This window comes from Klebsiella sp. BIGb0149, assembly GCF_004362605.1.
Classification (GTDB): domain Bacteria; phylum Pseudomonadota; class Gammaproteobacteria; order Enterobacterales; family Enterobacteriaceae; genus Klebsiella; species Klebsiella terrigena.
The window spans coordinates 281,212-299,857 of the sequence record NZ_SNYG01000006.1; the positions used below are offsets into that span (position 1 = coordinate 281,212).

The window sequence follows — 18,646 nt, forward strand, 5'->3', positions numbered from 1 at the left end:
CTCCCAAAAGTGCTATGCTGAAGCGATGAAAACTAACACTATAACTGCCGAAGTGACATTGCGCCTGACCGGGGAGAGCGATATTCCCCGGCTGCCCGCTATCGAGCGATCGGCGGCGCAGGCTTTTCGTCAGATCCCCGCTCTCGCCTGGCTGGCAGACAGCACGGTCATCAGCGCCCGGGAGCATTATCAGTATCTCGAAACGGACCACAGCCTGCTGGCCATCGGCGGCGGCGAGCCCGTTGGCTTTCTGCTGAGCGAGCCGCTCGATGATGCGCTGTTTATCGTGGAGATCGCCGTCCATCAGCAGTGGCAGGGGCGCGGCATTGGCCGGATGATGCTGACGCGGGTCGCCGACACCGCCCGCAGCATGGGCTATCCGGCGCTGACGCTTACCACCTTCCGCGAAGTTCCGTGGAACGCCCCGTTCTACACCCGCCTGGGATTCTGCATGCTCGATGAGCAGCACCTGCCGTCCGGGCTGGCGGCTAAAAGGGAGCGGGAAACAAGCCACGGCCTGCTGCCGGAGACCCGCTGCACCATGCGCCTGGCGCTGTAGCCCACATTGCCGCTCCGGCGCTGCTTTTTCCACCCTGAATATGGTACAAAGTATCATTACACATTTAGCGACTGATACCCGTATGGCCTACTCGATCGATATCATCTCCTGCATCACCGATCGCTTTCTCGAGCTGACCGTTACCGAAAAGCGGATTGCCCAGTTTATTCTCGACGACGTCGCCGCCGCGGCCGAGCTGCCGATTGCCGAAATTGCCCGCCTGACCAGCACCAGCCAGGCCTCCGTCACCCGCTTTGCGCGGGCGCTGGGGTGCAAGGACGTCCGCGAGCTGAAAATGAAGCTCGCGCAGTCGCTGGCGGTCGGGCAGCGCTTTATCCTGGATGTCCCGGACCTTGAGGGCGTACAGGGGATCTACGAGTCAATTATTGGCGTCCTGGAGACCAACCGCCGGGCGCTGGATATTAACGCGCTGAAGCGCGCCGTCTCCTGGCTTAGCGATGCCCGGCAAATACTGGCGCTCGGCATGGGCGGCGGCTCGACCATCTGCGCGCAGGAGATCCAGTATCGCCTGTTTCGCCTCGGCCTGCCGGTCGTCAGCCAGAACGACGGCCTGCTGGTGCGCATGATGAGCTCGGCGGTGACGCCGAAGGACGTGGTCATCGTGCTGTCGCTGGGGGGCTATACCAAAGAGATTATTGAAAGCGCGGCAATCGCCAGACAGTACGGGGCGAAGGTGATTGCCATCGCTCCGGCGGGTACGCCGCTGGCGGAGCAGGCGGATCTGCTGCTGCCGCTGCTGGTGCGAGAAAACGACTATATTTTCAAACCCAGCACCTCGCGCTACGCCATGCTGGCGATGGTCGACGTGCTGGCCACCGAGCTGGCGATGGCCAACAAGCCGCAGGCCAAAGACCGCCTGCGGCGCATCAAGCTGGCGCTCGACAGCCACCGCGGCGGCGTCGACCGCCAGCCGCTAGGCGACTAGCTCCCGGCCGGCGGCAATAAAGCGATCCGCCTGCTCGCGGGTGCGCGCCGGTGACTGCCCGGCGCGGTAGAGATCGCTCCCCAGCCCCGCGCCGGCGCACCCGGCCCGCACCCAGGCGGCGAGGTTATCCGGCGTCACGCCCCCCACCGCCAGCACCGGCACCTCCGGGGGCAGCACCGCCTTCAGCGCCCGAATATAGTCCGGGCCGAACGCGGAGGAGGGAAAGATTTTCAGCCACTGCGCGCCGGCGTCCAGGGCGTTAAACGCCTCGGTCGCGGTAGCGCACCCGGCGCAGACCAGCATCCCCTGCGCCACCGCCCGGCGGATCACCGCCGGCTGGGTATTGGGCGTCACTACCAGCTTCGCCCCCGCCGCGGCAAGAAAATCCACCTGTTCGACGTTAAGTACCGTCCCCGCACCAATCACCGCCCGGTCGGCAAAGCGGCCTACCGTCTGCGGAATACTCTGCCGCCAGTCCGGTGAATTCAGCGGGATTTCAATATAGCGAAAACCGGCGCCAATCAGCGTCTCAACGTGTTCCGCCGCCTCTGCGGGGCCAATACCGCGCAAAATCGCGATCAGCTTAACTGCGTTCATCTATTATCCTCGCCATACCGCTCAAAAATGCCTCATCGCCGCTGCAGCTCTGCACGACCCGACCTTGCGCCGACATTGCCCGCTGGTAGCGGGCAGTCAGCGCCGGATCGCCCACCAGGGTGACGGCGGCGCTGCGGTAGCGATCGCCAAAGGCCGCCACCTCGGCACCAATCAGCAGCCCGGAGAGATAGTCGCTGACCGAAGCCGGCGCCAGTGCCCCCAGCAGCCGGGCGGCACGGGCGGTAAACAGCTCGCCCGCCAGCGGCGAGGCCATGCCTTTTTCCAGCCCCAGCTCAAAAGCGGCGTCGTCCGGCCGCTGCTCGGGAAGCTGCCTGCCAATCAGCGACTGGCTCAGCAGCAGATGATGCAGCTCGCCGGTCATGGCGGTGGAGAAATGCTGCACGACTCCGCGCTCTACCCGCACCCACTTACTGTGGGTGCCCGGCATGATGTAGCAATCGGCGGGGGCGATTTGCCCGGCGCCCAGCAGCTGGGTCTCTTCACCGCGCATCACGCCGTAGTCCCCGGCCTGTTCGACCTTGAGACCGGGCACAATCCACACGTTTTCAGCGACGCTGAACAGCTGGCGGCCCGGCGCGTCGATGGCGACGGGGCAGGCCAGATACGGCACCGGGTACCAGCCGGCGTCGCTGCCGATCATCCCGGCCATCACCACCGGCAGCGCCCGATCGCCGCGCCAGGGCGCCAGGTGCTGGCGGAATATCTCCGCCGGCACCTGCCCGTTAAGCCGGGAGATCCCCAACGGCAGCTGTTTCGTTTCAACGCACTCCCCGTCGCGTATCAGCCAGCCGCGCAGCTGGGTGGAACCCCAGTCGACGGCAATATAGTCCTGCATCTGCGCCTCCTTAGCCCTGCGACGTATTGCGTTTGCCGATGGCCAGCGGCGGTGCCGCCGGGGTGCTTTCCCGCTCGCGGGTAATCATCTCCAGCGCCTCTTCACGGCTCATGCTGCTCGCCGGCGTCAGCAGCGTGACGATCACCGAAGCCACCAGGCTGGTGAGCACCGACGGAATACACGGGTTGCCCCAGAACGCCAGCCAGTCGCTGTCCATCAGCACGGCGACCGATGCGCCGGCACCGCCGGCCAGCGCGGCGACCGCTCCCTGCCAGTTAAAGCGCGTCCAGAAGCGGCCGAGCATGGTGCAGATAAACATCCCGGACATAATCATCGAGATCATTTTGGTGATGTAGCTAATGATGTCGTTGGAGGTCAGGGCGAACACCAGCGCCAGGGCGATAACCAGCACGAGGAACATCCGCGACAGGCGAATCGCCCTCTCCGGCGCGGGCATATGGCCGGTCACCAGGGTGTAAAGGTCGCGTAGCATAATCGAGACGGCGGCAATGGCGTCAGAGCTGCCGGAAGACATGTTGGCCGACATCCCGGCGATCAGAATCGCCATCGCCAGCACCGGCGGCAGGACCTGGGTGGCAAACAGGAAGGCAAAGCCGCTGTTTTCGAGATTGGCGTTCATCGTCCACACCGCCATGCCGATAATCGCCGGCAGGAACGAAAAGCCGAGATAGAGCAGGCCGGTGATGGTGAACGACTGGCGCACGGAGGAGACGGTTTTTGCCGAGTAAATACGCTGGCGGTAGGACGGCGTTGCCAGAACCCCCACGCCAATCACCACCGCCAGAGAGAGCGCGGGAAGCACGCCGAGCTTATCGACGGCAAACAGGCTCTGGGCCGCCGGGTCAACCGCCTGCTGAATATGGCTCCAGCCGCCGACGTGATGGACCGCGAGGATCGCCATTAAAATAAAGCCGACGAACAGGACAATCGATTGAATGGTGTCGATCCACACCACCGCCGAGTAGCCGCCGATGCCGACGTAAACCACAAAGGCCAGCGCAATAATAACTTTAGCGACGTTGATATCAATTCCGCTGGCCCACGCGAGGTACAGACCGCCGCCCAATATATGGGCGCCGAGCCAGCCGATCGAGGCAATAAAAATAAGGATCGCCACCAGGTTTTTAATAATTTTGCTGCCGCCGGTGTAATACGACATCTCTTCGCTCATGGTCATAAAGCGAAATTTGCGCACCGGGGCAAAGAGCCACGCCACCAGCAAAATGCCGACCGCGCCGCCGAGGCCGTACAGCATCCCCGCCCAGCCGTTGCTGTAGCCAAAGCCCACGGCGCCGACGCTGGAGCCGGTGCCGACCATGGTGCCGACCGTCGACCCCAGCGTCAGGAACATCGGCAGGGAGCGCCCGCCCAGCAGAAAGTCGTCGCCGTTCTTTTGCTTGCGCGAAACGTACCAGCCTAAGGCGATCATCGCGCAGGCATAAACGGAAAACCAAATCAGGAATGACATATTATTCATTGCTCACATCCAGGCGTAATAAATAATATTCGTACCGCTGAATATTATGAGTTAATAGTAACGATGCCGAAAAAAGGCAAAGCAATCCTGGTCGCGCCGGCCGATGTATTCGGCCTGGCGCTACTCTCACATTGTTATGGGCTGCTCCCCGGCCAGCGGCGGGGAGCTATTATTTACACGCGGGCAGCGTTATAGCAGGTCACATCCACTTCAACTTTGCAGTCCACCACCAGATCGGCCACACAGCAGATCCGCGCCGGCGGATTATCGCCAAAGAACTCGCGGAACACTTTGTTGAAAGACTGGAAATAGCGCGAGTCGGTGAGGATCACCTTCACGTGCACCACGTCGGCAAGGGTATAGTCCGCTTCATTCATGATATCGACGCAGTTCTGAATCGCCAGCCGGGACTGATCGACAATGCCGCCCTCCACCACTTCGCCGTTTTTCATCGGCGTCTGGCCGGAGACATACAGCCAGCCGCCCGCTTCCACCGCGCGGGCAAACGGCAGATGCTGCCCGCCGGTGCCGGTTCCACCTTCCACGCCGTAACGTTTAATGCTCATATTCAACTCCTTAGTCCATCCGGCGGCGCAGGAAACGCCCCGCTCGCCCGGTAATTTTTTTATCGCTGCCGTAGCTCATGACGCCGTTCACCATCACCGCCTCAATGCCGTCCGCCGGCTGCTTGGGATCGGAGAAGCTGGCCACGTCGCGCACCGTCTGTGGGTCAAACAGTACCAGATCGGCAAAGTAGCCGATTTTCACCAGCCCACGTTCCGGCAGCTGGAAACGCGCCGCCGACAGCCCGGTCATTTTATGAATGGCGGTGGTCAGCGGGAAAAGCTGCTCGTCGCGGCTGTAGTGCCCCAGCACCCGCGGGAAAGCGCCCCACAGCCGCGGATGCGGCATCGGATCGTTCGGCAGGCCGTCGGAGCCGATCATGGTCACCGGATAGCGCATCACCCGCCGCACGTCCTGTTCGTCCATGTTGTAGTAGATAGCGCCCGCCGGCATCAGCTGCGCCGCAGCGTCGTGCAGGCTCACCTGCCACTCGTCGGCGATCTGCCGGAGGGTTTTTCCCGCCTGCTCCGGCCGGGACTCGGACCAGGTGATCACGATGTCGAATTCATCGGTCACCTGCTTCATATCCAGCGTCGAGGAGCTGGCGGAATAGGGATAGCAGTCGCAGGCGATCTCCTGGCGCTGGCGCATCTCGTCGAAGAAGGCCAGCGTCTCGCGCGTGCGCCCCCAGTTCTTCGCCCCGGCGCACTTGTGATGAGACACCACCACCGGAACGTTGCCGTGACGGCCGATGCGAAACGCTTCGTCGAGAGCCTCGAGGATAGGCTCAAACTCAGACCGCAGATGGGTGGTGTAGATCCCCTTCTCCGCCGCCAGCTCTTCCGCCAGCGCCATCACCTCTTCGGTGGTGGAGTGGAACGCGCTGGCGTAGGCCAGGCCGGTGCTCAGGCCCAGCGCCCCCTGGCGTAGCGCATCGCGCAGCTGGACGCGCATTCCGGCAATCTCCGTCTGTGTCGCCGGGCGGAACAGATCGTCCATATGGTTATTACGCAGCGCGGTATGGCCAATCAGCGTGCCGACGTTGAGCGACGGCCGGGCCGCTTCCACCGCGTGGGCATAGGCCTGCACGGTGGGATAGATAAAGTGCTCCTGCTCGCCCAGCAGGTTCATCGGATCGGGCACCGCGCCGCGCATGGTCGCCATTGCCGCGCTGATCCCGCAGTTGCCGACGATCACCGTCGTCACGCCCTGGCTGAGCTTGGGCAGATATTCCGGCATCCGGATGACGTTGATATCGTCATGGGTATGCACATCGATAAAGCCGGGCGCCAGCACGCGCCCCTGGCCTTCGATTTCGCGCTCTGCCGCCACCTGCAGCGCCGGAGCGATAGCCACAATACGATCGCCCTTCACCGCCACGTCGCCGCGATACTGCGGCCCGCCGCTGCCGTCAATGACCATGACGTTCTTAAAAAGCCAGTCAACCTTCATAGCAATTACTCCCTTTCGACTATGCCGACAAGTTAACCATTTACACGGCGTAAAAACAGTGGAAAACTACGCAAAACCCAGATCGTTTTGTGATACTTTTATTCACAACGAATAATGATTAAGTATTAAAATAATATTTATCAAACAGTTGTAAGTGATACCCATTACAAATCCGAACGTAAAACCCGAAAGGATAGTGTTATGAAATACCACCACACAACGCTTGTCCCGCATAAATCAGCGCCGATGACATCGCCGGCAAACCTGCTGGCGGAAGAGGTCTGCCTGCCCGCCGCGCTGCTGAAAAAAAGCGCGCTGGAAAACAATATCGCCTGGATGCAGCGCTACGCCGACGCCCGCGGCGTCTCGCTGGCGCCGCACGGCAAAACGACGATGACGCCGTGGATTTTTCAGGCCCAGCAGCGGGCCGGCGCCTGGGGCATCGGGGTCGGCAGCGCCTGGCAGGCCGCCGCGGCGATGGCCAGCGGCGTTCAGCGCGTGTTGATGGTTAATCAGCTGGTCGGCAAGGCCAACATGCAGGCCGTTTCGCAGCTGAAAGCCCACTACCGCAGCGTCGATTTCATCTGCTGCATCGATAGCCTCGCTAACGCCCGCGCGCTGTCGGCCTTTTTTGCCGAACGCCGGCAAACCCTGGACGTGCTGATTGAGCTTGGGGTACCCGGCGGGCGCTGCGGCTGCCGCAGCGTAGAGGACGCGCTGGCGCTGGCGCAGGCCGCGGCGGAGCTGCCGGGCCTGACGCTGCGCGGGCTGGAGCTGTATGAAGGGGTGCTGCACGGGGACGATCCGCAGCCGCAGGTTGAAGCGCTGCTGCGCCAGGCCGCCGACCTCGCCTGCCGGATGGAGCCGCTTGTTAACGGCGAGTTTATCCTCACCGGCGCGGGCACCGTGTGGTATGACGTGGTGTGCAACATCTGGCTGGCGGCCAAAAAGCCGGCGCGCTGCCGGATTGCGATCCGCCCCGGCTGCTACATCACGCACGACAGGGGGATCTACGATGACGCTCAGCAGGCGCTGATCGCCCGGGATCCGATCGCCTGCGATCTGGCCGGCGATCTGACCTCAGCCCTCGAGCTGATGGCGATGGTGCAGTCGGTTCCGGAAGCGGATCGCGCGGTGGTTAACTTCGGCAAGCGCGACTGCGCTTTCGATGCCGGACTGCCGCAGCCTATCGCCCACTATCGCGACGGCGAGCCGCTGGCGCTGCGCGCGGAGGAGATCGTCAGCGTCGGGATCATGGATCAGCACTGCATGCTGCGCCTGGCGCCGGGCAGCGACGTGCAGGTTGGCGATATCCTGGTCTTCGGCACCTCGCATCCGTGTCTGACCTTCGACAAATGGAAGGCGCTGCTGCTGGTCGACGACGACTACAACCTGCTGGAAGAGCTGGATACCCTGTTCTGATTCAGCCCGGAGACGGCCCGCGCCCGGCGCAGCTAAGCGCCGGATCGCCGGATAAATCGCCTAACGCCGCAGGGCGACAATCTCCTCGTACAGCGAACGCCCGATCGTCACCCCCTGGCGTTCGCTGACCTGACGACGCTCGAAGCGGCGCTCGCCGGGAAGCCGGGCGCCCTGCGAGCGCATGGCGTCAAACAGCGTCTCCGCCCGCGCCAGGTGCTCGTCCGCCTGCGGCCCGAGAAAGCGCTGCGGATCGAGCGCCAGGATCAGCTCGCCGCCGTACGGTAGCCCGCCCGCGCCCTTATCCCACGCCAGCGACTCCGCGCTGGTCATATCGCCGATCAGCGGCCCGGCGATCAGCTCCACCATCGCCGCCAGCGCCGATCCCTTATGGCCGCCAAAGGTCAGCATCGCCCCGTCGAGAACGGCGGCGGCATCGGTGGTGGGTTCTCCTTCGGCGTCGATTCCCCAGCCTTCCGGTAAAGGTTTCCCGGCGCGCTGATGCAGCTGGATCTCACCGCGCGCCGCCACGCTGGTTGCCATATCAAAAATAAACGGCGGCCTGTCGCCGCGCGGCCAGCCAAAGGCGATAGGGTTGGTGCCAAAAAGCGGCCGGCTGCCGCCCGCCGGCGCGACCCACGCGTGGCCCGGCGTGCAGGCCAGCCCCACCAGCCCCGCCTCGGTGAGCGGCTCAACGTCGGCAAACAGGGCCGAGAAGTGCACGCAGCGGTTAATCGCCAGCGCGGCAATACCGCTGTGGCGCGCCTTAGCGCACAGCAGCGGCAGCGCGCGCTCAAAGGCCAGCAGCGAAAAGGCGCCGTTGGCGTCCGCCCGCACCACCGCCGGCGCGCGGTCGTCAATCTGCGGCTCGGCGTCGGGCGAAACCTTCCCCTTGCGCAGGGTGTCGACGATCCCCAGCAGTCGCCACAGGCCGTGGGAAGCGCAGCCGTCGCGCTCCCCGGCGGTCACGTTACGCGCCACGGCCGCCGCGTGGCTCTCGCTGAAGCCATTATCGCTGAGCACCTCGCGGGAAAGCGCCTCAGCCTCTGGCAACGTCAGCGTTACCGTCTCCATACTCTTCTCCTTTGCCGTTGTTCTACTCTTCTTCATCGCCATTAAAGTTAGCCTGAGGAAGGCAGCTGCGCGCGCCCCAGTAATAAATACCCAGCGACATCGCCGCCACTATTATCGTATCCCAGGGATGAGGTAAGGCGTTAGTGCCGCCAAAGCTCCCCAGCCACGAGCAGAGCATAATCAGGGCGTAGAAGACAATCAGCCACAGCGAGGATTTCACCTGCTGCGCGAAGCTCACCGCATGAACCGGCACCTTGCTTTTGCACAGCACGTACACCGCAAACATCACGATTTGCAGCCCCAGCAGCCAGGAGAGGGTCGTCCAGCCGGACCAGTAGACGATCAGCGCCGAAACCATAAACGACACCGGGCCAATAACAGAGAACGCGCGCACGCGGAACGGACGCGGCATATCCGGGGCGTTGCGGCGCAGGCCGGCGGCGGTCACCGGGGCGATAGCGTAGCTCAGCACCAGCGCCGCCGACACCACGCTAATTAACTGCTCCCATGACGGGAACGGCAGGGTCCAGAAAATAGAGAGGCCGAAGGTCAGCCACAGCGCCGGACGCGGGATGCCGGACTCTTTATCGATATGGGTAAAGGCCTTAAAAAAGGTCCCGCTTTTCGCCCAGCCGTAAATTACCCGCGGCGTGGCGTTCATATAGATATTGCCGGTTCCGCTCGGGGAAACAATCGCATCGCTAATCACCATAAACGCCAGCCAGCCCATGCCGAGGGTGATGGCGATATCGCGATACGGCAGCGAGAACTGCTTGCTGACCTCGGCCCAGCCGCCGCTCAGCATATCGGTCGGGATGCTGCCGAGAAACGCCACCTGCAACAGCACGTAGATAATCGTCGACAGCACCACCGAGAGGATCAGCGCCACCGGGATCGTGCGCTGGGGGTTTTGCACCTCGCTGGCCACCGAGATAATCGGCGTCAGCCCGAGATAGGCAAAAATAATGCCGCCGGCGCTGATTGCCGCCTCCACTCCCGACATGCCGAACGGCGCAAATCCCTGAGTATGCAGGTTTTCCGGTTTGAAGAAGGCGAACAGGGTGATGACCACCAGCAGCGGTACCAGAAACTTCAGCACGCTGATCGCGTTATTCGAGCGGGCGAAGGTTTTGACGCTGTAGTAGTTGAGGCCGAAGAAAAAGCACAGCAGCAGGAACTGCACGACCCAGCCCAGCAGCGTCGGCGAGCTGGAGCCCGGCTGGGTCAGCATCGGGAACCACGCCGCGGCGTACTGGCGCGCGGCGACAATCTCGATAGAGATCAGGCTGGAAAAGGCGATAAGGGTAATAAATCCCAGCAGATAGCCCATCAGCTCGCCGTGGGAAAATACAGGATAGCGGATAATCCCGCCGGCGCGCGGCAGCGCCGCCCCCAGCTCGCAGTAGACTATCCCCAGCAGCAGCACCGCAAACCCGCCGATCGCCCAGGAGGCGATCCCCGCCGGTCCGGCAATCGACGCCACGTGGCTGGCGGCGAACAGCCAGCCGGAGCCAAAAATCGCCCCCAGGCCAATAAACGTCAGGTCGGTTAAGGTCAGCTGCTTTTTAAACTTACCCGACTCAGCAACGCGGGTTTGACTGCTATGCGTAGTATGAATGGTCATGGTGTTGCCCTTTCATCAATCAGAGTGGGGAAATCGCTTCCCGGGTCCACTGCCCGTTCACCAGGCGCAGCAGGTTTAAAGGGTTCGCATCCTGCAGGGCCGGCGGCAGCAGCGCGGCGGGCGCGTTCTGCAGGCAAATCGGGCGCAGAAAGCGCTCAATCGCCCGGGTGCCGACCGAGGTACCGCGCGCGTCGGTGGTGGCCGGCCAGGGCCCGCCGTGGACCATCGCATCGCACACCTCGACCCCGGTGGGATAGCCGTTGAACAGCACCCGTCCCGCCTTTTCGCTAAGCAACGGCAGCAGGCGCGACGCCAGCGGACGATCGTCAGCCTCCGCGTGCAGCGTGGCGGTGAGCTGCCCCTGCAGGCCCTGCAGCAGAGCCTGCAGCTGGGCCTCATCGGCCGCTTCCACCAGCACCGACAGCGGGCCAAAGACTTCGCGCTGGAGCAGAGAGTCGGCGGCCATCACCTGCTCCGCCGTCGCCTGATACAGCAGGGCCTGCGCCTGCGCGCCCTCTGCGGCCTGGCCGGAGGCCAGACGCTGCACGCCGGGACAGGCGTCGAGCGCCGCAACGCCCGCGTGATAGTGCTCGCGCGTCGGCACATTCAGCAGCACCTGCGCGGCGGCGGCGCGCACCTGCTCGCAGAGGGCCGCCCGGAAGCGCTCGCTGTCCGCACTCCTGAGCACGAGGATCAGGCCGGGACGGGTACAAAACTGGCCGCCGCCAAGGGTAAAGGATGCCACCAGCTCCTGTGCCAGCAGCGGCGCACGGGAGGCCAGCGCCTGCGGCAGAATAATCAGCGGATTGATGGCCGACATTTCGGCAAACATCGGAATCGGCTGGGGGCGCTGCTGCACCCGCTGGTAGAGCGCGCGTCCGCCCTCCAGCGAGCCGGTAAAGCCCACCGCCTGAATCGCCGGATGGCTCACCAGCTCCGCGCCGATATCGGTGCCAAAAATCAGGTTAAACACGCCGCCGGGCAGGCCGCACGCTTCTACCGCGCGGACCACCGCCTGCGCCGTCTGCTCGGCGGTCGCCATATGTCCGGGATGCGCTTTGACCACCACCGGACAGCCGGCCGCCAGCGCCGAGGCGGTGTCGCCGCCGGCGGTGGAAAACGCCAGCGGGAAGTTGCTGGCGCCGAAGACCGCCACCGGGCCGAGCGCGGTCTGGTACTGGCGCAGGTCGGGCCGCGGGGCCGGCTTGCGCTCCGCCAGGGCAGTATCGATGCGCGCCCCGAACAGATCGCCGCGAGCCATCAGGTCGGCAAACATCCGCAGCTGGCCGCTGGTGCGCGCCCGCTCGCCCTGCAGGCGCGCCGGCGGCAGCGCCGTCTCTTCGTGGGCAATCGCAAAAAAATCCTCCCCGAGAGCGTCCAGCTCGTCGGCAATACGCCGCAGGAAACGCGCCCGCAGCTCGGGCGAAGTCTGAGAAAAGGCGCTGAACGCCTGCTGTGCCGCCTGCGCCGCCTGCGCCGCCTCCTCGCGGGAGGCCGGGTAGAAGCGGTGGCCGGTGGCCGCGCCATCCGCCGCCCGCAGGCTTAGCAGCGTCGCTTCACCGCTGGCTACGCGGCGGCCGGCGATAAACTGTTGCCCCGCCGTTATCTGTTTTTCGCTCATCATCGCTCCCCGGCCTACAGGCCCACGTCCGGCAGCGCCGGGCGCGTCGCCATGGCCTGCTCGACTATCGCGATCACCTGCCGGCGGGTCTCACCTTCCAGCGCCAGGCGCGGCGGACGGGTCACTTCGCTCCCGCGGCCCAGCAGCTCTTCGCAGAGCTTGATGCACTGCACCAGATCGGGACGCGCGTCGAGGTGCAGCAGCGGCATAAACCAGCGGTAGAGCGCCATCGCTTCGTCATAGCGTTTCTGGATAGCCAGGCGGAACAGCGTCTCGCCTTCGCGCGGGAAGGCGTTCGACATCCCCGAAATCCACCCCTCGGCGCCGACGGCAATGCTCTCAACCACCACGTCATCGAGGCCGGCAAACAGCACGAAGCGATCGCCCACGGTATTGCGCAGGTCGGTGAAGCGGCGGGTATCGCCCGATGAATCCTTAAAGCAGACGATGTTGTCGCAGTCGGTTAGGGTCGCGAGGATCTCCGGCGTGACGTCGTTTTTGTAAATCGGCGGGTTGTTGTAGACCATTATCGGCAGGTCGGTGGCGGTGGCGACGCTGCGGAAATGGGCGGCGGTTTCATGCGGCTTTGACGAGTAGACCAGCGCGGGCATGACCATAATTCCGTCGACGCCCACGCGCTCCGCCTCTTGCGCCATCTTCTGGGCGAAGGCGGTGGTGAATTCAGCGACGCCGGCGATAACCGGGATTTTGCCCCCCGCCGCATCCTTCGCCACTTCAATGATTTGCAGCTTTTCCTGGGTGCTCAGGGAGGTGTTTTCCCCGACGCTGCCGCACACCACCAGCCCGGAAACGCCATCTTTCACCAGGTTTTTCATCACCGCGTGGGTGGCGTCTAAATCGAGAGAATAGTCACCACGAAACTGCGTGCTGACTGCCGGAAATACGCCGCTCCAGTGAATCGCTTTTTTGCTCATGCTCGGTTCCTTGTCGTCATTTTGTTAAGTCAAAGTGAATGATTGGTGAATATTCACTGACAGATTGACGCGTCATGGTCCCGGCGGCTTGTGGGTTTTCTGCCAATACGATGACGAAATTAGCACAGTCGCCAAAAGCGTGAGCCGGCGGTTAGCCCGCCAGGGTTATGCGGAAATCGCGGGGAGTCGAGCCGGTCATCGCCTTAAACTGGCGGCTGAAGGCGCTGTGATCGGTATAGCCGCACTGCAGCGCAATATCGGTAATCGGCGTATCTCCCGCCAGCAGCTCGGTGGCTTTTTCGAGCCGGACCTTATGGATCATCTGCCGCGGCGTGAGGTGAAAGATCCGCTTACAGTAGCGTTCGATCTGCGCCACCGACATGCCGCTGAGCCCGGTCAGCTCATCCATCGGGATCGGCCGATGATAGTGGCGCCGAATATGATCGTCGACGATCGCCAGCCGCTGCCACGCCGGATGGCGGGCGTGGGCCTCCTGCAGATCGTGCGAGATCCCGGCCATCCCGATCACCTGCCCGTGGATATCGCGCAGTGCCAGCTTCTGCGTCAGGCACCAGCCGCGTTCGCGGCCGTTGTAGAGGTGCATCTCCAGCTGGTCGCGCAGCATCACCCCTTCGCGCAGAACCCGCAGATCCTGCTCGGTGTAGCCCTGGCCGAGCGCCGAGGGAAAGACGTCGGCCGAGGTTTTGCCCAGCAGCATCGAGACGGTTTTAAACCCGCAGCGGCGAGCCAGCGTCAGGTTGGCCAGCAGATAGCGCGCCTGGTGGTCTTTAATAAAAAAGACGACGTTGGGAATGGCGTTCAGCAGGGGGGCAATCAGCGCCAGCGCGTTGAGCAGCGCCGGCATATTCTCCGGACGCTGGCGCGCCAGCCCTTCACAAATCTGGCTCAGCTCGTCCACGGCCAGGCTCGTTTCATCCACCGGCTCGCGCGCCGGATCTGCCTCAGTAACACACAACATAACGCTTCCTCATGGCGGGTGACGGGAGGATATTTATTCACCTTTTATTAACACATCAAGCGGCAGCACCGCGTTTTGCGATCCTGGCTGCGGTTTAAATTTTCCGCTCAATTGCCGGCTGGCGTAATGGCGACTTTCGGTTTACCACATCGTTAATGGAATGATTAATAAGAAATAAATATGAATTTCAAATAATAACCTCACCGCCGACTGTGCTGATTTCGTCATTTCGCCTGGCGAAAGCGCTCAAGCCGCAGGCGTCGTCTTGCGCCAGCATTGTGAAACATCTTATTAACCTCCGGAGAGATTCATGACCGCGCCACGCCAACCCGCTGAACTGAGGGCCATTGATTCACATACCGGCGGCGAGCCGACCCGCCTGATCGTCGAGGGTTTTCCGGATCTCGGCCGGGGCAGCATGGCGGAACGTCGCGAACGCTTTGCCGCTGAATTCGACCGCTGGCGTCAGGCGATTATCCTCGAGCCGCGCGGCAACGACGTGCTGGTAGGCGCGCTGCTGTGCGAGCCGGTTTCGCCGGCCGCCACCGCCGGGGTGATCTTCTTCAACAACGCCGGCTTCCTCAATATGTGTGGCCACGGCACAATCGGGCTTATCGCCTCGCTGGCGTGGCTGGGCCGCATTCAGCCCGGCAGGCATCTGATTGAGACCCCGGTCGGCGACGTGAGCGCGACGCTGTACGAAGACGGCAGCGTGTCGGTGGAGAACGTCCCGGCCCGGCGCTGGAAAAAGGGGATCGGCGTGGAAACCGCCTTCGGCACAGTAACCGGCGACATCGCCTGGGGCGGCAACTGGTTCTTTCTCATCAGCGATCACCCCTTCAGCATTGAGCCCGCTCAGATCCCCCAGCTCACCGAATACGCCTGGGCGGTACGCGAAGGGCTGGCTGCTGCCGGGATCCGCGGCGATAACGGCGGCGAGATCGACCACGTTGAGCTGTTTGCCGACGATGAGACCGCCGACAGCCGCAGCTTCGTGCTGTGCCCCGGCAAGGCCTGGGATCGCTCGCCGTGCGGGACTGGAACCAGCGCCAAGCTGGCCTGCCTGGCGGAAGACGGCAAGCTGCGGCCCGGCGAGATCTGGCAGCAGGCCAGCATCATCGGCAGCCGCTTTACCGCCAGCTACGCGCGCGAGGCCGCCGGCATTATCCCGACCATTCGCGGCGAAGCCTGGGTATGCGCCGATAGCCGCCTGATCCTCAATCCTGAGGATCCCTTCTGCTGGGGGATCGTGCCGTGAGCGGCAGCGACGTCATCGTCATCGGCGCGGGGATCGTCGGCGCCGCCTGCGCCTGGCAGCTGGCAAAGCGCGGGCAAAAGGTCACCCTGATCGACGACGGCCAGCCGGGAGCAACCGCCGCCGGAATGGGCCATCTGGTATGCATGGACGATAACCCCGCCGAGCTGGCCCTCTCCGCCTGGTCGCTCGAACGCTGGCGCGCAATCACGCCGCGCATGCCGGAGAGCTGCGCCTGGCGCGGCTGCGGCACCCTGTGGCTGGCGGAAACGACCCAGGAGCTGGAGATTGCCCGGGAAAAGCAGCGGCGGATGGCGGAGCATCAGGTCACCACGCGGATGCAGAGCGCGGAGCAGCTGGCGCAGCGCGAGCCCCTGCTGCGCGCCGGCCTGCCGGGCGGGCTGTGGGTTCCCGGCGACGGGATTATCTACGCCCCTAACGCCGCCCGCTGGTTTATCGCCGACGCGGGCGCCGGGCTGACCCACCTGCGGGAAGCCGCCCAAACGCTGGAGGAGCCGACGGTGACCCTGACCAGCGGCAGGCGGCTGCAGGCGCCGGCCATCGTGGTCGCCTGCGGCCTTGATGCCAACACGCTGCTGGGAGAGAGCTGGCTGCGGGCGAAAAAGGGCCAGCTGGCAATTACCGATCGCTACGGCCCCCTGCTCCGGCATCAGCTGGTCGAGCTCGGCTACGGCGCCAGCGCCCACGGCAGCGGCACCTCCGTGGCCTTTAACGTCCAGCCGCGCCCCACCGGGCAGCTGCTGATCGGCTCTTCCCGCCAGTTTGATACCATCGATCGCCCGCTGGATTTACCCCTGCTGGCGCAAATGCTGGACCGCGCGCGGCAGTTTCTACCGACCCTCGGCGGGCTGAATATCATCCGCTGCTGGAGCGGATTTCGCGCCGCGTCGCAGGACGGCAATCCGCTGATAGGCCCTCACCCCTCGCGCCGCGGCCTGTGGCTGGCGCTGGGCCACGAGGGGCTCGGCGTGACCACCGCCCCCGCCAGCGCGGAGCTCCTCTGCGCCCAGCTGATGGGCGAGCGCGGGCCGCTGGCTCCCGACGCCTGGCTGCCCGCTCGCCTGCAAAAACAGGAGGCCATCGCCTGATGCCCACGATCCAGATAATCATTGAAGGCGCCAGCCTCGAGGTGCCGGCGGGTATCAGCATCGCCGCCGCGCTGGCGCTCACCGCCGACCCCACGACGCGGATCGCCGTCGGCGGCGATCCGCGCGCGCCATTTTGCGGCATGGGCGTCTGCCAGGAGTGCCGGGTGACCGCCAACGGCCGTCGGGTGCTGGCCTGCCAGACGCTGTGCCTGCCGGGAATGAACATTGAAAGGAGCCGCCATGCAAACGCTACGCTGTGAGGTACTGATCCTCGGGGCGGGCCCCGCCGGCCTCGCCGCCGCGCTGGCCGCCGCCTCCTGCGGTAAGCGAACGATCGTGCTTGATGATAATCCGCGCCCCGGAGGCCAGATCTGGCGCGATGGACCGCAGGTCGAACTCCCTCCCCTCGCGCGCCGCTATCGCGAAGCCGTCGCCGCGGCTGAAAACATCACCCTGCTCAGCGGCGCGCGCCTCATCGCCCGACCGACCGCCCGCAGCGTGATGTTTGAAACCGCCGAGGCCTGCGGGATCGTGGAGTGGCAGAAGCTGATTCTGTGCTGCGGGGCGCGCGAGCTCTCGCTGCCGTTTCCCGGCTGGACGCTGCCCGGCGTAACGGCGGCGGGCGGCCTGCAGGCGCAAATCAAGCACGGCCTGGCGCTGAAAGGCGGCGAGCGGGTCGTGGTGGCCGGCAGCGGTCCGCTGCTGCTGGCGGTGGCCGACACGGTGAAAAAAAGCGGCGGCGAAATAGTGCAGATTGTCGAGCAGGCGCCGCTCTCCGCCCTGGTGCGCTTTGGCAGCCGGCTGTGGCGCTGGCCGGAAAAGCTGCGTCAGCTCGCCAGCCTCGCCCCGCGGCGCTACCTGAGCGACAGCCGGATTATTCGCGCCCACGGCAAAACGCGCCTTGAGGCGGTAACGCTCAGCCGGCGCGGCGTTGAACGCACCCTGGCGTGCGATCGGCTGGCGATTGGCTACGGACTGGTGCCGAGCCTCGAGAGCGCTCTATTTTTCGGCTGCGCCGTGGCGGACGAGGCGGTGAAGGTGGATTGCTGGCAGCAAACCAGCGTCGCGGACGTGTATGCCGCCGGAGAGTGCACCGGCTTCGGCGGCAGCGAGCTGGCGCTGGCCGAAGGAGAGATTGCCGGCTTTGCGGTGGCGGATGCCGGCGACCGGGCGCAGGCCCTGTTTGCCCGTCGCGCGCGCTGGCAGGACTTTGCCGACGCCGTCAGGCGGGCGTTTATCCTGCCGGAAAGCCTGAAAACCCTCGCCACGCCGGAGAGCCTGCTGTGCCGCTGCGAGGACGTCCGCTGCGGCGAGGTGGCGAACGCCGAGGGCTGGCAGCAGGCAAAGCTGGCACAGCGCTGCGGAATGGGCGCCTGCCAGGGGAAAACCTGCGCCACGACCGCCCGCTGGCTGTACGGCTGGCCGCTGGTGGCCCCGCGCGAACCGCTCTCCCCCGCCCGGGCGGAGACGCTTATCGCCCTCGCGCAGGAGAGCGGCGAGCGCTGAGCTACTCCTCCTGCCGATCGTCGCGCACGGCGCCGTTACGGTTGCCGAGCGCGATAAACTCCTCCAGCAGCGCGGTCAGCTGGCGCATTTTTTCGCTGGTAAACTCTTCTTCGATCAGCCGATAGGCCTCTTCAACCTGGGCCTGGGCGCTTTGATACAGCTTTGTCCCTTCCGCCGTCAGCGAAACGTACAGCTTGCGCTGATCGCTGACCGGCTTTAAGCGCAGCACCAGGCCGTCGCGCTCCATGCGGGTCAAAATACCGGTCAGGCTCGGGCGCAGAATGCAGGCGCGGAAGGCGAGATCGTGGAAATCCATCGACGGGCTTTCGGCAAGGATGCGCACAATACGCCACTGCTGCTCGGTGAGATTATGGCGTTTGACGATCGGCCGGAAATGGCCCATCGCCGCTTCCCGCGCCTGCAACAGCGCAATGGTTAACGAATCATGCATCACATACCCTCTACATCACATTTCAGAATCTATTAACAAGTTAATAATTAGCGCTTATTTGCCGATGGCGCAACCGGTTTCTGCTGCTGAAAAGTACCAGCCCTTTCATAAAATATCGATAATAATATGATTATAAACAATTAAAATTTATACGTGTAAATTTATTGTTAATCAGATCACAAAACATTCACTTCTGTTTGC

The 18,646-nt window shown here is 64.0% G+C and carries 18 protein-coding genes and 1 pseudogene; 8 read left to right on the forward strand and 11 right to left on the reverse strand.

Annotated elements, in window-relative coordinates:
* Positions 1-25: 25 nt before the first annotated feature.
* Positions 26-559: a GNAT family N-acetyltransferase gene (locus EDF75_RS20780; RefSeq protein WP_133600742.1), complete on the forward strand. Its 534-nt coding sequence runs from the start codon at positions 26-28 to the stop codon at positions 557-559.
* Positions 560-641: 82 nt separating this feature from the next.
* The gene (locus EDF75_RS20785) at positions 642-1,505 is read left to right on the forward strand and encodes a MurR/RpiR family transcriptional regulator (protein ID WP_045860118.1); all 864 of its coding nucleotides are present in this window, start codon (positions 642-644) and stop codon (positions 1,503-1,505) included.
* On the opposite strand, the gene EDF75_RS20790 is transcribed toward EDF75_RS20785, so the two are convergent.
* The 5 genes from EDF75_RS20790 to EDF75_RS20810 all read right to left on the reverse strand — a co-directional run bounded on the left by EDF75_RS20790 (position 1,494) and on the right by EDF75_RS20810 (position 6,472).
* Positions 1,494-2,102, reverse strand: coding sequence for a 2-dehydro-3-deoxy-6-phosphogalactonate aldolase (locus EDF75_RS20790; protein ID WP_133600743.1), 609 nt, complete (start codon positions 2,100-2,102; stop codon positions 1,494-1,496). The two genes, EDF75_RS20785 and EDF75_RS20790, sit on opposite strands and share 12 nt — an antisense overlap.
* Positions 2,089-2,958, reverse strand: a complete 870-nt coding sequence (locus EDF75_RS20795; protein ID WP_133600744.1) for a 2-dehydro-3-deoxygalactonokinase — start codon at positions 2,956-2,958, stop codon at positions 2,089-2,091. Before EDF75_RS20795 ends, EDF75_RS20790 begins: the two co-directional genes overlap by 14 nt.
* 10 nt (positions 2,959-2,968) lie before the next feature.
* Positions 2,969-4,456 carry a sodium:solute symporter family protein gene (locus EDF75_RS20800; protein ID WP_133600745.1) on the reverse strand — a complete coding sequence of 496 codons (1,488 nt, stop codon included), beginning with the start codon at positions 4,454-4,456 and terminating at the stop codon, positions 2,969-2,971.
* 173 nt (positions 4,457-4,629) lie between these two features.
* A complete protein-coding gene (locus EDF75_RS20805) occupies positions 4,630-5,022 on the reverse strand; it encodes a RidA family protein (RefSeq protein ID WP_045860126.1) in 393 nt (130 codons plus the stop codon).
* Positions 5,023-5,032: 10 nt separating this feature from the next.
* Positions 5,033-6,472 (reverse strand): N-acyl-D-amino-acid deacylase family protein, encoded by a 1,440-nt coding sequence (locus EDF75_RS20810; RefSeq protein WP_133600746.1) that lies wholly within the window; start codon positions 6,470-6,472, stop codon positions 5,033-5,035.
* Between EDF75_RS20810 and EDF75_RS27135 the strand changes: the two are divergent.
* Positions 6,441-6,594 (forward strand): annotated as a pseudogene (locus tag EDF75_RS27135) (hypothetical protein). The gene EDF75_RS20810 and the pseudogene EDF75_RS27135 sit on opposite strands and share 32 nt — an antisense overlap.
* 79 nt (positions 6,595-6,673) lie before the next feature.
* The gene (locus EDF75_RS20815) at positions 6,674-7,894 is read left to right on the forward strand and encodes an amino acid deaminase (protein ID WP_133600747.1); all 1,221 of its coding nucleotides are present in this window, start codon (positions 6,674-6,676) and stop codon (positions 7,892-7,894) included.
* Between the two features lie 60 nt (positions 7,895-7,954).
* Here the strand turns inward: EDF75_RS20815 and EDF75_RS20820 are convergent, their stop codons facing one another.
* The 5 genes from EDF75_RS20820 to EDF75_RS20840 all read right to left on the reverse strand — a co-directional run bounded on the left by EDF75_RS20820 (position 7,955) and on the right by EDF75_RS20840 (position 14,124).
* Entirely contained in the window at positions 7,955-8,965 is a 1,011-nt protein-coding gene (locus EDF75_RS20820) for an Ldh family oxidoreductase (protein ID WP_133600748.1), read from the reverse strand.
* A 22-nt stretch (positions 8,966-8,987) separates the two neighbouring features.
* Positions 8,988-10,589, reverse strand: coding sequence for an APC family permease (locus EDF75_RS20825; RefSeq protein WP_132513430.1), 1,602 nt, complete (start codon positions 10,587-10,589; stop codon positions 8,988-8,990).
* Positions 10,590-10,608: 19 nt separating this feature from the next.
* A complete protein-coding gene (locus EDF75_RS20830; RefSeq protein ID WP_133600749.1) occupies positions 10,609-12,210 on the reverse strand; it encodes an aldehyde dehydrogenase (NADP(+)) in 1,602 nt (533 codons plus the stop codon).
* A gap of 14 nt (positions 12,211-12,224) precedes the next feature.
* Entirely contained in the window at positions 12,225-13,145 is a 921-nt protein-coding gene (locus EDF75_RS20835) for a dihydrodipicolinate synthase family protein (protein WP_045860139.1), read from the reverse strand.
* Positions 13,146-13,296: 151 nt separating this feature from the next.
* On the reverse strand, positions 13,297-14,124 hold the full coding sequence (locus EDF75_RS20840) for an AraC family transcriptional regulator (protein ID WP_133600750.1): 828 nt from the start codon (positions 14,122-14,124) through the stop codon (positions 13,297-13,299).
* Between the two features lie 310 nt (positions 14,125-14,434).
* Here EDF75_RS20840 and EDF75_RS20845 point away from each other — a divergent pair, with 310 nt between their 5' ends.
* Genes EDF75_RS20845 through EDF75_RS20860 form a run of 4 tightly spaced genes read left to right on the forward strand, consistent with a single transcriptional unit; the run spans position 14,435 to position 17,994 of the window.
* Positions 14,435-15,382 carry a 4-hydroxyproline epimerase gene (locus EDF75_RS20845; RefSeq protein WP_133600751.1) on the forward strand — a complete coding sequence of 316 codons (948 nt, stop codon included), beginning with the start codon at positions 14,435-14,437 and terminating at the stop codon, positions 15,380-15,382.
* Positions 15,379-16,488: an NAD(P)/FAD-dependent oxidoreductase gene (locus tag EDF75_RS20850; protein ID WP_133600752.1), complete on the forward strand. Its 1,110-nt coding sequence runs from the start codon at positions 15,379-15,381 to the stop codon at positions 16,486-16,488. The genes EDF75_RS20845 and EDF75_RS20850 overlap by 4 nt, the downstream gene beginning before the upstream one ends.
* Positions 16,488-16,748, forward strand: coding sequence for a (2Fe-2S)-binding protein (locus tag EDF75_RS20855; RefSeq protein WP_045860148.1), 261 nt, complete (start codon positions 16,488-16,490; stop codon positions 16,746-16,748). Before EDF75_RS20850 ends, EDF75_RS20855 begins: the two co-directional genes overlap by 1 nt.
* Positions 16,729-17,994, forward strand: coding sequence for an FAD-dependent oxidoreductase (locus EDF75_RS20860; RefSeq protein WP_133600753.1), 1,266 nt, complete (start codon positions 16,729-16,731; stop codon positions 17,992-17,994). The genes EDF75_RS20855 and EDF75_RS20860 overlap by 20 nt, the downstream gene beginning before the upstream one ends.
* A 1-nt stretch (position 17,995) precedes the next feature.
* On the opposite strand, the gene hpaR is transcribed toward EDF75_RS20860, so the two are convergent.
* The gene (gene hpaR / locus EDF75_RS20865; RefSeq protein WP_133600754.1) at positions 17,996-18,445 is read right to left on the reverse strand and encodes a homoprotocatechuate degradation operon regulator HpaR; all 450 of its coding nucleotides are present in this window, start codon (positions 18,443-18,445) and stop codon (positions 17,996-17,998) included.
* Positions 18,446-18,646: the final 201 nt, after the last annotated feature.